The sequence below is a fragment of the Massilia sp. DWR3-1-1 genome, from assembly GCF_049898325.1.
In the GTDB taxonomy this organism is placed as follows: Bacteria; Pseudomonadota; Gammaproteobacteria; order Burkholderiales; family Burkholderiaceae_D; genus JAFCUW01.
In genome coordinates this window covers 64,329-76,159 of the sequence record NZ_JAFCXL010000023.1, presented here as the reverse complement: position 1 = coordinate 76,159, position 11,831 = coordinate 64,329, and the positions used below count along the sequence as shown (strand labels likewise).

Genomic DNA, 11,831 nt, shown 5'->3' with positions numbered 1-11,831 from the left:
CTGTTGAGTTTCTTTCGAGCTCAAGCGCTGAAGTGACCGAGCGCCGCTGCGAGGAAGCGCTCGGCGTTGCCGATGCGGCGCAGGTCGATGGCCCAGCACCAGCCCAGGTAATTGTCCAGGTAGCGCGTGGCCACGCCGTTGAAATGACGGCGCCACCGTTCAAACTTGTGCCATGCCCCCGCTCCCGGTACGTTGGTGGAGCAGGTTTGACCCCGGCAGTTCAAATCGGTTCGGGGACGACCCACAGCCAACGGTGAAAGCGCCTTTTTTTATGGGACGCAGCAAGAAGCGGACGTCGAAATTTACTTGACTACGCAATTAAATCCGATATACTTGAGCTCTCAAGTATATCCAGGAGTACTGCCATGGTCACCATTCCCACACTCTCGAGCACCGATTTCTGTTTGCGCCTGGCGCGTGCCCACGCCGCGTTCGTGCGGCGTTTCGACGTCGCGCTGGGCAACCACCACGGCATCAGCTTTGGCGATTTTCAGGTGCTCAACCACCTGGCCCGTGCGGAAGGGGGACGCCTGCGCCGGGTCGACCTGGCCGAACGACTGGGCCTGTCCGCTTCGGGGGTGACGCGCACCCTGCTGCCGCTGGAAAAAATCGGCCTGGTCACGCGCCAGCCCGATCCCAGCGACGCGCGGGTGGGCTTTGCCGTCGTCACGGCAGTGGGCGCAGAGATGCTGGTCAACGCCACCGTCACCGTCGACCTGGTCAGCGGCGACCTGCTGCGGGGCGTCGCCGCCGACCAGCTCGATACCATGACGGCCTTGCTGGCCCGCTTCGGCGCGCCGGCGACGCCGGCAGCGGTGCCGCCATCGCGCTGAAAATCGGCTACGATATCGGCATCGACTTCCCGCAACTGTGAGCCCATGCCGAAATTTGCCGCCAACCTCAGCACGATGTTTGGTGAAACCGCCTTCCTCGACCGCTTTGCCGCCGCCCGCCAGGCGGGCTTCGACGCCGTCGAATTCCTGTTTCCGTACGCCTTCGATGCCGACGACATTGCCAACCGCCTGGCCCGCCAGCAGCTGCAACTGGTGCTGTTCAACCTGCCAGCGGGCGACTGGAATGCGGGCGAACGGGGCTATGCCTGCGACCCGCGCCGCATCGGCCAGTTCCAGGACAGCGTGGGCCAGGCCCTCGAATATGCCGCCGAACTGGGGGTGGGCCAGTTGCACTGCATGGCCGGCAAGCTGCCGCCCAAGGTCAGCCCGGAGCGCGCGCACGAAGTGTTTGTCGAGAACCTCAAGTTTGCCACCGCCGCCGCCGCCAAACACGCCGTGCGCCTGCTGATCGAGCCGATCAACACCTTCGACATCCCCGGCTATTTCCTCACCGGCAGCAAGCAGGCGCTGGCCATCATGAATGAAGTGGGCGCCGATAATCTCATGCTGCAATACGATATTTATCATATGCAACGCATGGAGGGCGAGCTGGCCGCCACCATCAGCGCCCACCTGCCCCGCATCGGCCACATCCAGATTGCCGACAATCCGGGCCGCCACGAACCGGGCACGGGAGAGATCAACTATACTTTCCTTTTTGGCATGCTCGATCGCCTGGGCTACCCTGGCCATGTGGGCTGCGAATACATTCCGGCGTCGACCACGCTCGACGGCCTGGGCTGGCGCGCGGCGACAGCAGCTTCAGCTTGATCACGGCAGCACCCATCCACCACCAGCGAGGTCCCCATGATTACCGGTTTGCGCACCGTCATTTACCCCGTCTCCGACCTCGCCGCCGCGAGCGCCTGGTACCAGGCGGTGCTGGAAAGAGCGCCGTATTTCGATGCCGTGTTTTATGTGGGCTTCGAAGTGGGCGGTTTCGAGTTGGGCCTGGTGCCCGACGGCCAACCGGGCCCCGATGGCGCTACCGCCTACTGGAGCAGCAGTGACATCGAGGCGGACATCGACCGCATCGTCGCGCTGGGGGCCAGCGTGCACACGCCGCTGGACGATGTCGGCGGCGGCATCCGCGTGGCCTCCTTGCGCGATCCGGACGGTAATCAGTTCGCGCTGATCGACAATCCCCACTTCGATCCAGCCAAGGTGCGCTAGCCGATCGAAGGGGCGGTCGCGTCTGCTTGACGCCGAGCAAATTCGCTGCGCCGTACTGGTGCAAGATAGGCCGTTCGGGTGTGCTTTTCCGCGCGCTCAGAAAGGACCCATGCGCCCTGCCCGCGTTTCAGCCGTGTTTGCCGCATTCACCACCTGCCTGGCGCTGCTGCTGAGCGGCTGCGCCAGTACCGCCACCGTCAGCTTGCAGGAAGTGCGCGACTTCGCCGATCAGTCGGCCAGGCTGGGCGCCTACAACGAGTTGTCGACCCGCTACCGCGACACCTACGCGCGCGAGCAGTTGTACCTGGCGCCAGCGGCGGAAAAAGTCGGCAAGGAGGCCGATGCCAGGCGGCGCGCCAACTACGACGATTTCGTCAGCGCGCAGAAGGCGGTGGTGCTGTACATGCAGACGCTGTCGATGCTCGCTGGCGCTGAGCGCTACGACCTGGGCGACCGCCTCGACGAACTGGGCAACGGCATCAAGGCCAACGTCGATAGCGGCCTCGACCAACGCCATGTGCAAGCCTACACGGGCATGACGCGGCTGCTGACCAGGGTGATCGCCTCCAACTACCAGAACCGCAGCGTGCAATCGATGGTGCGCGACGGCGACCGCGACCTGCAGACGCTGCTCGACGCCATGCTGACCCTGACGCGCGTCTACATCAAGACCCATGACAACGAAAAAAAGACCATCCTTGGCCTGTTCGACGTTGAAATCCCGCTGGCCAGCAAGCCGCAGGAGCGCGTGCTGGTGACCCTGGCCAAGGTGCACCAGATGAGCAAGACGGCCGAATACCGCCTGCTCGACAAACGCTACGACCTGGCCGTGCAGGGCCTGACCAAGGTGTCGATCGGCCACCAGCGCCTGCGTGAGCACCTGAACGATTTGCAGGCAGCCGACCTCAAAGCCATGCTGGTCAGCTACACCACCGATTTGCAAGCGATTCGCCTGGGCCTGGCGGCATCGAACTAGGCCGCACCGGAGACCTCCATGAACGAAGACCCACCCCGCGCCGGCCTGGCCAGCATCGCCGACGTCGAAGCGCTGGCCGACCAGCTCAGCGCCAGCGCCGACGCCCTGCACAAACGGCTGATGAAAGAAATCACCTCGCACCAGGGCCCGTTCAGCGACGATGAGCAGGCCGTCGTGCGCGCCCTCAACGACGACGAACAACTGCTGCGCCAGCGCGCCAACAGCTTGTACGCCGACGCGGCCGCGGCGGTGGTGCCCGCGCTGGGCGTGCCGCAGCAACTCATCATCGAGCTGACCGCTGCCGCTGTAGAAAAAATCCGCAAGATCGGCAAACTGGGCGAAGTGATCGGCCTGATTGGCGGCCTGCTGTCGCTGGCCGGCAGCGCTGGCACCGGCAACCTCGCTGGCGTCGTCGCTGCGCTGGGCCAGGTGCGCCTGCACGCCGCCGGGGTCGCCGCGCACCAGCCCCCAGCGCCGCCCGCCACCCCATAAAGCCTCGCAGGCGCATGGTGGCGCACAGGCGTGCATGCATGGTCAGCCGCGACTGATCGCGCTACACTGAAACCGTGATTCACCGTCGGTAGCGAGGACCTCTCCATGAACGGCCTGCAACAGGACCAGCTTGCGCTGCTGCGCTCGATGCTAGAGCGAGCCCGCGCCGCCATCGCCAACGATGCCGAGCGCATCGGCTCGAGCCATGACCTGGCCGTCGAGGAAGTCGAGACCTCGCCGGCCGACATGGCAACCGTGCGCCTGCTCAACGAACTGGCCCAGGAAGCGGCCGGCCACAAGGCCGCGCAGATGGGCGTCATCAAGCATGCGCTGGCCAAGTTTGACGATGGCAGCTACGGTGCGTGCGAAGAATGCGGCAATCCCATCGGCTTTTCGCGCCTGCAGGCGCGGCCGGAGGCGCGCTTGTGCATCGCCTGCCAGACGCGGGCCGAACGGCGCTGATCGCCGGCGCCGCCTGGCCGGGTGACTGGCTGAGCCGATCCGACCGGGGCGGCGCCCCCGCGCGCTCTGCGCGCTGCTTGACAGGTGCATGCGCGCTGCCTGCCCGCTGCTTGCCGCTCTTGCGGTCCAGGCAAGGCCGGGCGATGGTCAACTCATGTGCTGGCCACCATTGATGGCCACATTCGCTCCCGTGACATAAGCGGCATCGTCCGATGCCAGGTAGGCCACCAGCGCCGCCACTTCCGCCGGCTCGCCCAAGCGGCCCACGGGGATCGACGGCAGTATCGTCCGGGCCATGACGTCGCTGGGGATCTGTTGGACGAGCCGGCTGCGCAGGATGCCGGGCGAAATGGTGTTGACGGTGATGCCCAAGCGGGCCAGTTCGAGCGCCAGCGACTTGGTAAAACCGTGTATGCCGGCCTTGGCGGCAGCGTAATTGGACTGGCCGTAGGCGCCGCTTTGGGCGGTGACGGACGAGAGGTTGATGATGCGGCCCCAGCGGCGCTCCGTCATGGGATCGATCACCTGCTTGCTCATGTTAAATACACTGTCGAGCGTGGCACGCAGCACGGCATGCCATTCGTCGGCCGACATGTTGCTCAGGCTGCGATCGCACAGCACGCCGACGTTGTTGACCAGCACATCGATGCGGCCCAGTTCGGCAAGCACCTTCTGCACCATCCACTCGGCATCGCCATAATCGGCCGCATCGACCCGGTACGCGGTAAAGCGATGGCCCTCGTCGCGCTGGGCGGCCAGCCAGGCCTGCGGATCGCGCTGCCCGGCAGAATAGGCGACCGCCACCCGAAAGCCGTCAGCATCGAGTCGCCGGCAGATTGCCGTGCCGAGCCCACTCATGCCCCCTGTCACCAGCGCTACCCTCGATGCCTCCATGCTCCCCCCGTCAACTTGTCAGACACAGCAGACGCTGCGAAAAATCAAGTTTAAGAGAGGAAGAAAGACAGCTTATTGACAAATATCAAAGCTGCCGGGCTTGTCAAATTGGTTTTTTAATGCGTCAGCAGTTGCGGCTCGCTCAGCGGATCGAAATCGATCCAGTCGCCGTCAACGATGGTGCCGTGGGCGCGTTCGATGTGGTGGGCGCCCACCCGGCGCAGCGCTTCGACGGCAGTGGCTTCGTCGGCGCCGTCTTCGATCGCCACGGCCAGCAGCATGCCCGGCTTGCGCACCCGGTCCTGGTTGCCGCCGCCCGCCTCGTCCTCGCCCTTGTCTTTCATCTTGGAAAAGCTGAACAGGGATCCCACGTGGGCGCCCACCAGGCCGCCCACGATGGCGCCGAGGGGGCCGGTGACGGGGGTGGTGACGGCACCGACGGCCGCACCGACGATGCCGCCGGCAGCGGCGCCCTCGGCCAGCCCTTCCGGCGTTTCCCTGGCGCCGGGCGAAAGCGCCCGATCGCCACCAATGGCCGTCATGTCGTGCTGGCCGGGCTGATTGACGAAAAAGCCGCAGATATGTTGTTCAGGATAAGCGGCATCGACCAGTGCCTGGCGCGCCCGGTCGACCTCGTCCTGGAGTTGAAAGTGCCCTGCAATGATGATGGACATGCTGTGTTCCTCCGCGTGGGGTGTCAGTAGCGACCATCATGCGCTCACCCGCGGCGCCACTCTGTACGCCAGCGTACCGACCTGGCCCGCGCACCAGGGCTCAGCGCCAGTTGCCATAGCGGGCGCCCGGGTCGCCGTGGCTGGCGGGCGCATCGCTGTCGCCGTGCGCCAGCGGCGCATCCTGCCACTGGCGGGGATCGACCCGATAGTACTTGCCGAACTCGCCGTACAGGGCCGGATGGCGCTCGGCCATCTGCCACGGCTTTTCAAAGAAGGTTTCCGTCGCCACGGCAAAAAATTCGGCGGGGCTGGTGGCGCCGTAATGGTCCATCACGCTATGCTGGCGCAACATCGCATCGGCGCGCAGGGCGGCGAAATCGCGCGACAGCACCTGCGACCAGTTGCGGTAGCTGGACTGGCTGCCCAGGTAGGGCGCGCCGTTGGTGCTGCCCGATTCACTGTCGAGCTGGTGGGCAAATTCGTGCAGCACGACATTCTGGCCGTCGTGCCAGTCGGCGCCGCCGCGCCGCACATGGTCCCAGGCCAGCACCACGCGACCATCGCCCCAGGATTCACCGAGCAGGTCCTGGCGCGTGGCCGTGACCACGCCGGCGCCGTCCACCACGTTGCGCGGCACCAGAAAGGCGCCCGGATACACGAGGATGGTATGCAGGGCCGGATAGACCCTGGTAAAGCGGTTCAGCAACAGCAGGCAGGCCTGGCCGGCAATGGTGACGCGCATGTCGTCATCGACCTCAAGGCCGTCACAGCCGACGAACTTCTTGTCGTACAAAAATTGTTGCACGAGCCGCTGCAACTGGCCCTGCAATTCGGCGCCCAGCCGGTCATAGATGGGCAGACTGTGCGCAAGCATGGCCACGCGGCCAGGCGCCAGCGGCGCGGCCAGCGCCCGCCGGCGCCGCCAGCGCGGCACCAGCAGCACGGCGCCGATGAGCAGCCCGGCCACGGTTGTCCAGATCAGCATTTCCATTTCCCGCCCTTCGCATGTGAAGCATGTCATCAACACGGCGGTGGCGCCATCGACGCCACGCCCGCCCTGTCGCCAAACGTGGGGCTGCTTGTCGGTATTTCAACAGTATGCTCGATAGAAACAATTGCAGTAAAAATGAACAAGCAACCATGGCGGCACAAGACAAACGGCCCTGCAAGTATCTGCAGGGCCGTGCGAATGCCGTGGGTGCCGCATCAAACGGACTACCGTGGCGACGACGCCGTGGCGAGCCCGGTCTGGCGCCGGCTCAGGCGTGTTCCTTGGTGGCCGAAGGCGCGGCACCGAACAGCGCTGCCACCAGCGGGTCGCGGGCCACGGGGCTGCGGTTGACGCGGATGGCGTAATGGGTGTCATCGGCCAGGATGTGGAAGTGGCGGCCAGTGCCTGCCATGGCTTGCTCGCGCAGGCCCGGGCGTTCCTTGCGCGGGGCGGCGCCCTCGCGCTTGGGCTGCACGATGGCGGCCAGGAAGGCCTTGACACGATCCGGGTCGGGCGAGATCTGGTAGACCGCCTTGCCCAGGTAGGTGGCAGTGCCCTCGATGTAGCGCGCCAGTTCGATCACGCCCGCTTCGCGCAGATCGCGGATGTACTTGCGGGCGCCGGACGGCGAGAATTTCAGGAACCAGGCGATTTCGTCGGCCAGCATTTCATGGGTCGACAATTCACCAATGAGCTTTTGCATGTTTTCGATACGGCGCTGGGTGGCCGACGTCGAACGCACGCGCTCGATCGGCGCCATGGAAATGGGCGCACGCTCGGCAGGCTGGGGCGCGACACGTTCGATCAGTGCTGAGTTGCCGTTGCCGGAAGAGTGCATTGCGCCCATGTCGCTGTGGCTCGCGTTGTAATTGGTCGGTGCATGCATGGTCGTGTACTCCAAATGAGATAGTCAGTGGATCGGGAAGGCGTCGTCGCATGTTTGACATCGGTGCGGCCCTACGGTTCCCTTTGGCTTGTGCCTAGATTGCCTGTGCATCGCTGCATGGTCTGTGCGCCATCGAACATTTAACAAAGGCTCGATTCATCGAGGGATATCTCGATGATTTCCGCGGGGATAGATCACCACGCTTTGTGCGTTGACGTACAGATCAGGCGGTGCGACTCCTCTATGATCAGGCCGTTCGTGTGAAGGTATTTCACACATCCCATCGATTCCGGTCGACAACCTCTATAAAGGAAACATCATGAAAGCAACCGTCCTCGTCGCCATGCTTGCCGTCATCGGCCTGAGCGCATGCGAAAAAACCACCGTCACCCCGCCAGCGACCACCGTGGTCCAGCCGACCATGACCGTTGAGAAAGAAGTCGCCGTGCCAGTGGCCGTACCAGGTCCAGCGGGCGCAACCGGTGCAACCGGCGCGGCCGGTGAAAAAGGCGAAGCGGGCAAGACCGGCGACACCGTCATCGTGGTGCCAGAAGCCAAGCCAGAGAACAAGTAAGCGCCAGGCCCCCGGGCCAGGTCGCAAAACGCCGCCGCGGAGCGATCCGCGGCGGCGTTTTTTTATGCGCGCCGCTGCCAGCGGGCGCCATCGCGTTGGATATTCGCCACGCGCTCCCCGTCAACCGCCCGTCATCGAACACACCTTTGCGGCATATCGAAGCGCGCCATAGCAGCGCGCTCGGCCGTTCCCTTCCCGGGAACTCCTGATCTTAATCTTCGTCCAACATCCACAAGCGATGTCGCGATGAAAAGCCGAGCCATCCGTTCAATAACAATCCCGGGAGTCATTTGTGAACCAATTTAAACGATACGCGTTTGCGATGGGCGCCTTGTGCGCGGCAAATCCGCTGCTGGCGCAGGACATCAATCCGTCGTGGTACATGCAGCCCAGCGTCATCAACGTGCGCCCTGACCGCGAGTTCGGCCTGAGCGACCGCGACTGGGGCGGCGCCTTCAGGCTGGGCCGCCCCCTGACACCGAGTTGGGACGTGCAAGTGGGCGCCAGCTACGTGCGCCCCGAGGAAGGCGCCTACCGCTACCGCCAGACCCTGCTGGGCGCCGATGCCCTGTGGATGCTGTCGCGTAAAAACTTCCGCCCCTTCGTGCTGATCGGCGTCGGCGCCCAGCACGACCGGGTCGAAAATCCCCTGCGCCGCGAGAGCGCCACCTCGCCGTATATCAGCGCCGGCATCGGCTTCCAGTGGGCCTGGGACGCCCAATGGTCGGTGCAGGCGGACATCCGTTCGGTGCGCGGCTTTATCCGCGGCGACGACCAGACCGCGCTGGGTTTGCGCCGCAGCAACAACCGCTACATCTCGCTCGGCATCAATTACGCGTTCAGCAAACCAGCGCCACCACCGCCACCGCCCGCACCAACGCCGCCGCCGCCACCACCTCCCGTCGAGCCGCCGGCGCCGCCGCCGCCACCACCGCCACCACCGCCGCGCTTCGAAAAAGTCACCCTGTCGGCCACCGAGCTGTTCGAGTTCGACAGTGCACGCCTGACCTTGCCGCAGCCCCGGCTGGACGATATTGCCGCCGCCCTCGCCGCCGACCCCAGCATCACCGACGTCGACATCACGGGCCACGCCGACCGGCTGGGCTCGGCAAAATACAACCAGAAGCTGTCCGAGCGACGGGCCAACGCCGTCCGTGACTACCTGGTCGGCAAGGGCATCGCCGCCGAACGGCTGAAAGCCTTCGGCAAAGGTGAAACCATGCCCGTCGTCACTTGCAAGGAAAGCAATCGCGCGGCGCTCATCAAATGCCTGGAGCCGAACCGCAGGGTGGAAGTGGAACAGATCTCCGTTGAAAGGCGTGTGCAGTGATTTCTTGGTTTTAAGGCAAAATGGGCCCGTCTACGCCCATTTGCGCCTTAAGGAACTCATGCAAGTCAAACATTGGAAATCAAGCGCCGGCCAGCTGGCACACATCATGCGGTGCGCGATCAACGAGTGGATCGATGATCGCTGCGGCAGCAAGGGTGCTGCGCTGGCCTTTTATACCTTGTTTTCCATGGCGCCCATCATGGTGCTGGTGTTGGCCGTCGCCGGCTTTTTCTACGGTGCCGACGCCGCCCAGGGCCAGCTGTTTGGCCAGCTCAAAGGCTTGATGGGCGACAAAGGCGCGGCGGCCCTGCAACTGGTCCTGGCGGGCGCCCAAAACCATGGCACGGGGCTCAAGGCAACCTTGATCGCCGGTGCCCTGCTGCTGGTGGGCGCCACCACCGTCTTCGCCGAATTAAAAGACAGCCTCGACGATATCTGGGATGTGCCCAAGCCTGTTGGCTCGAGCTGGTGGGAGATGGTGCGCACCCGTTTGCTGTCATTTGGCATCATCCTGGTGCTGGCTTTCCTGCTGATGGTGTCGCTGGTGGTGAGCGCGGCGCTGACGGTCATGGAAAGTTACGTGGGCGGCTTGTGGAAAGATGCCACCCTGATCCTGGGCTGGATCGCCTGGCTGATCAGCTTTCTGGTCATCGCCGTGCTGTTCGGCGCCATCTACAAGCTGCTGCCCCGTTTGCAACTGGCGTGGAAAGACGTGGTGATCGGCGCCCTGGGCACGGCAGCGATGTTCGTGCTGGGCAAATATATTATTGGCCTGTACATCGGCAACAGTGGTGTCGCCGACAGTTTCGGCGCGGCCGGCTCCACCATCGCGATCCTGCTGTGGGTCTATTATTCCGCGCAGATCTTCTTTCTCGGCGCCCAGTTCGCCCGCCAATATGCCCTCCAGCTTGGCAGTCTCAGGGACAAAAAAGACCTCCTCACGGCGATGGCCCCCGCACAGCAGCAGGGCTAAGACAGACCGGCGCAGCAGCAGGCCCTGTGAGATTTCTCATGGGGAATCGCCGATACCGGCTGCGCCCCTGGTGCCCTGCCCCATCGTCCCTGCCAACCGGGCGCAATGCGATGCGGCCCGGGCGGCAAGTGGTGCCCTCCCCAGGCGCTCGCCCCCGTCGGTGCCACCGGGCGACCGCCCGCTTGCCCACCTCGGCGCGCGCGGTGCCCAAGCAGCGCCGGGCTCCCCCGTGTCGCGCTTACTCGCCGAGCAACTCGGCCACCACTTCCATTCCCTCGACACGCTCGGCGACCACCTTGAGCACCACCACGACGGGCACGCCCAGCAACAGGCCCCACACGCCCCATAACCAGCCCCAGAACAGCAGGCTGACAAAGACAGCGGCGGGATTCATGCGGGCGATACGGCCCGTCATCCAGGTCGCCACGAAGGTACCCACCAGGGTGGCGATGGCCAGCGAGGCGCCGCCGACCAGCAATACCATCTGCACCGACTCAAATTGCATGAAGGCGACCACCCCCGTCGAGGCGGTGATCAGCAAGGGGCCGAAGTACGGCATGATGTGCATCAGGCCGGCGAAGATGGCCCAGGCGCCCGCATTGTCCAGGCCAATGGCGGACAGGGCCAGCCACATCAACAGGGCCAGCAGGACGTTGGTCACCAGCAGCATGAACATATAGGCCTGGATCGAGCTGTTGATGTCGTCGAGGATGTGGACGGTCACCTTCTTGCGGGTCAGGGACGGCCCCGTCAACTTGACCAGTTTGCGTTTGAAGGTGTCGCCCGCCAACAGCAGGAAGAACACCAGGAACACCACCATGGTTGCCTGGCTGATGAAGGCGGCGACCCCGACCGAACCGGCCAGTATCCAGTCCATCATCTTGATGCTGCTACCCGCTGCCGGGCTTGGCATGGAGCTGACGGCAACGACCGGGCGGCGCGCGGCCGGCTTCGACGAATCGCCCACCGCGGCGGTGGCCCGTTCGATCTCGCGGGCCGCCGCCTGCATCTGCGCAAAGGTGCCTGGCTGGCCATTGCCGGCGCTCAGTACCTTGGTCAGCTTATGGGTAATCGCCGGCAACTCGTCGACGATATTCATCATCTCTCCCTGCACCCGATAGGCCACCCCGCCCAGGATGCCCAGGATCGCCACCGTGACCAGGGTGGCGCCGACGGCACGGGGCAGGCGCCGCCGCTCCAGCCAGGCCACCACCGGGCTCAGGGTGTATGCGATGAACACGCCCAGCAGCAGAGGTACGAGGAATTTTTCAGCCCATTGCAGGGCCCACACGAAGGCCACCGTGGCAATGATGCCGATGGCGGTGCCGCGCGCGTTGACATGCAAGGGAAATTTGAACGAATGGCCGACTGGTTCGGCCAGCGCCGGAACGGCGCCAGGCAGGGACTGCAATGACGGGGTCGCTGCGGGCCCATCGGTGCCGGAATCGGCGGGCAAGGTGGATTCGGGCTTCATGGGAGACTGGATAGTTGGCAGCATCAACGTCAACCGGCC

General features: G+C 64.6%; 14 protein-coding genes. 9 read left to right on the top strand and 5 right to left on the bottom strand.

Annotated elements, in window-relative coordinates; translation table 11 throughout:
- Nucleotides 1-365: 365 nt before the first annotated feature.
- From ACP7EY_RS20555 to ACP7EY_RS20530, 6 genes are all read left to right on the top strand, one after another.
- Nucleotides 366-833 carry a MarR family winged helix-turn-helix transcriptional regulator gene (locus ACP7EY_RS20555; protein ID WP_426196919.1) on the top strand — a complete coding sequence of 156 codons (468 nt, stop codon included), beginning with the start codon at nt 366-368 and terminating at the stop codon, nt 831-833.
- 45 nt (nt 834-878) lie between these two features.
- Nucleotides 879-1,664, top strand: coding sequence for a hydroxypyruvate isomerase (hyi, locus tag ACP7EY_RS20550; protein WP_426196917.1), 786 nt, complete (start codon nt 879-881; stop codon nt 1,662-1,664).
- Between the two features lie 36 nt (nt 1,665-1,700).
- Entirely contained in the window at nt 1,701-2,066 is a 366-nt protein-coding gene (locus ACP7EY_RS20545; RefSeq protein WP_426196915.1) for a VOC family protein, read from the top strand.
- 109 nt (nt 2,067-2,175) lie between these two features.
- Nucleotides 2,176-3,042: a hypothetical protein gene (locus ACP7EY_RS20540; protein ID WP_426196913.1), complete on the top strand. Its 867-nt coding sequence runs from the start codon at nt 2,176-2,178 to the stop codon at nt 3,040-3,042.
- A gap of 18 nt (nt 3,043-3,060) precedes the next feature.
- Complete coding sequence (locus ACP7EY_RS20535) at nt 3,061-3,534, top strand: hypothetical protein (RefSeq protein WP_426196911.1); 474 nt, start codon at nt 3,061-3,063, stop codon at nt 3,532-3,534.
- A 105-nt stretch (nt 3,535-3,639) separates the two neighbouring features.
- Nucleotides 3,640-3,996 (top strand): TraR/DksA family transcriptional regulator, encoded by a 357-nt coding sequence (locus ACP7EY_RS20530; protein ID WP_426196909.1) that lies wholly within the window; start codon nt 3,640-3,642, stop codon nt 3,994-3,996.
- Between the two features lie 147 nt (nt 3,997-4,143).
- Here ACP7EY_RS20530 and phbB read toward each other — a convergent pair whose 3' ends face one another.
- From phbB to ACP7EY_RS20510, 4 genes are all read right to left on the bottom strand, one after another.
- The gene (gene phbB / locus ACP7EY_RS20525; protein ID WP_426196907.1) at nt 4,144-4,890 is read right to left on the bottom strand and encodes an acetoacetyl-CoA reductase; all 747 of its coding nucleotides are present in this window, start codon (nt 4,888-4,890) and stop codon (nt 4,144-4,146) included.
- A gap of 116 nt (nt 4,891-5,006) precedes the next feature.
- Nucleotides 5,007-5,564, bottom strand: coding sequence for a glycine zipper domain-containing protein (locus ACP7EY_RS20520; RefSeq protein WP_426196906.1), 558 nt, complete (start codon nt 5,562-5,564; stop codon nt 5,007-5,009).
- Nucleotides 5,565-5,664: 100 nt separating this feature from the next.
- Nucleotides 5,665-6,555 carry a zinc-dependent peptidase gene (locus ACP7EY_RS20515; RefSeq protein ID WP_426196904.1) on the bottom strand — a complete coding sequence of 297 codons (891 nt, stop codon included), beginning with the start codon at nt 6,553-6,555 and terminating at the stop codon, nt 5,665-5,667.
- A 268-nt stretch (nt 6,556-6,823) separates the two neighbouring features.
- Complete coding sequence (locus ACP7EY_RS20510) at nt 6,824-7,441, bottom strand: winged helix-turn-helix domain-containing protein (protein WP_426196902.1); 618 nt, start codon at nt 7,439-7,441, stop codon at nt 6,824-6,826.
- A 319-nt stretch (nt 7,442-7,760) separates the two neighbouring features.
- Between ACP7EY_RS20510 and ACP7EY_RS20505 the strand changes: the two genes are divergently transcribed.
- The 3 genes from ACP7EY_RS20505 to ACP7EY_RS20495 all read left to right on the top strand — a co-directional run bounded on the left by ACP7EY_RS20505 (nt 7,761) and on the right by ACP7EY_RS20495 (nt 10,318).
- Nucleotides 7,761-8,015 carry a hypothetical protein gene (locus tag ACP7EY_RS20505; protein WP_426196900.1) on the top strand — a complete coding sequence of 85 codons (255 nt, stop codon included), beginning with the start codon at nt 7,761-7,763 and terminating at the stop codon, nt 8,013-8,015.
- 292 nt (nt 8,016-8,307) lie between these two features.
- Nucleotides 8,308-9,345, top strand: a complete 1,038-nt coding sequence (locus tag ACP7EY_RS20500) for an OmpA family protein (protein WP_426196898.1) — start codon at nt 8,308-8,310, stop codon at nt 9,343-9,345.
- A gap of 58 nt (nt 9,346-9,403) precedes the next feature.
- Entirely contained in the window at nt 9,404-10,318 is a 915-nt protein-coding gene (locus ACP7EY_RS20495; protein WP_426196896.1) for a YihY/virulence factor BrkB family protein, read from the top strand.
- A gap of 238 nt (nt 10,319-10,556) precedes the next feature.
- Here the strand turns inward: ACP7EY_RS20495 and ACP7EY_RS20490 are convergent, their stop codons facing one another.
- Nucleotides 10,557-11,792 carry an AI-2E family transporter gene (locus ACP7EY_RS20490; protein ID WP_426196894.1) on the bottom strand — a complete coding sequence of 412 codons (1,236 nt, stop codon included), beginning with the start codon at nt 11,790-11,792 and terminating at the stop codon, nt 10,557-10,559.
- Between the last annotated feature and the right edge of the window lie 39 nt (nt 11,793-11,831).

What these genes read in the sequence shown, in the direction of transcription:
- hyi (WP_426196917.1), top strand. Translation starts at nt 879, where the DNA reads ATGCCGAAATTTGCCGCCAACCTCAGCACGATGTTTGGTGAAACCGCC.
- ACP7EY_RS20495 (WP_426196896.1), top strand. Translation starts at nt 9,404, where the DNA reads ATGCAAGTCAAACATTGGAAATCAAGCGCCGGCCAGCTGGCACACATC.
- ACP7EY_RS20540 (WP_426196913.1), top strand. Translation starts at nt 2,176, where the DNA reads ATGCGCCCTGCCCGCGTTTCAGCCGTGTTTGCCGCATTCACCACCTGC.
- ACP7EY_RS20510 (WP_426196902.1), bottom strand. Translation starts at nt 7,441, where the DNA reads ATGCATGCACCGACCAATTACAACGCGAGCCACAGCGACATGGGCGCA.
- ACP7EY_RS20490 (WP_426196894.1), bottom strand. Translation starts at nt 11,792, where the DNA reads ATGAAGCCCGAATCCACCTTGCCCGCCGATTCCGGCACCGATGGGCCC.
- ACP7EY_RS20555 (WP_426196919.1), top strand. Translation starts at nt 366, where the DNA reads ATGGTCACCATTCCCACACTCTCGAGCACCGATTTCTGTTTGCGCCTG.
- ACP7EY_RS20505 (WP_426196900.1), top strand. Translation starts at nt 7,761, where the DNA reads ATGAAAGCAACCGTCCTCGTCGCCATGCTTGCCGTCATCGGCCTGAGC.
- phbB (WP_426196907.1), bottom strand. Translation starts at nt 4,890, where the DNA reads ATGGAGGCATCGAGGGTAGCGCTGGTGACAGGGGGCATGAGTGGGCTC.
- ACP7EY_RS20535 (WP_426196911.1), top strand. Translation starts at nt 3,061, where the DNA reads ATGAACGAAGACCCACCCCGCGCCGGCCTGGCCAGCATCGCCGACGTC.
- ACP7EY_RS20545 (WP_426196915.1), top strand. Translation starts at nt 1,701, where the DNA reads ATGATTACCGGTTTGCGCACCGTCATTTACCCCGTCTCCGACCTCGCC.
- ACP7EY_RS20530 (WP_426196909.1), top strand. Translation starts at nt 3,640, where the DNA reads ATGAACGGCCTGCAACAGGACCAGCTTGCGCTGCTGCGCTCGATGCTA.
- ACP7EY_RS20515 (WP_426196904.1), bottom strand. Translation starts at nt 6,555, where the DNA reads ATGGAAATGCTGATCTGGACAACCGTGGCCGGGCTGCTCATCGGCGCC.
- ACP7EY_RS20520 (WP_426196906.1), bottom strand. Translation starts at nt 5,564, where the DNA reads ATGTCCATCATCATTGCAGGGCACTTTCAACTCCAGGACGAGGTCGAC.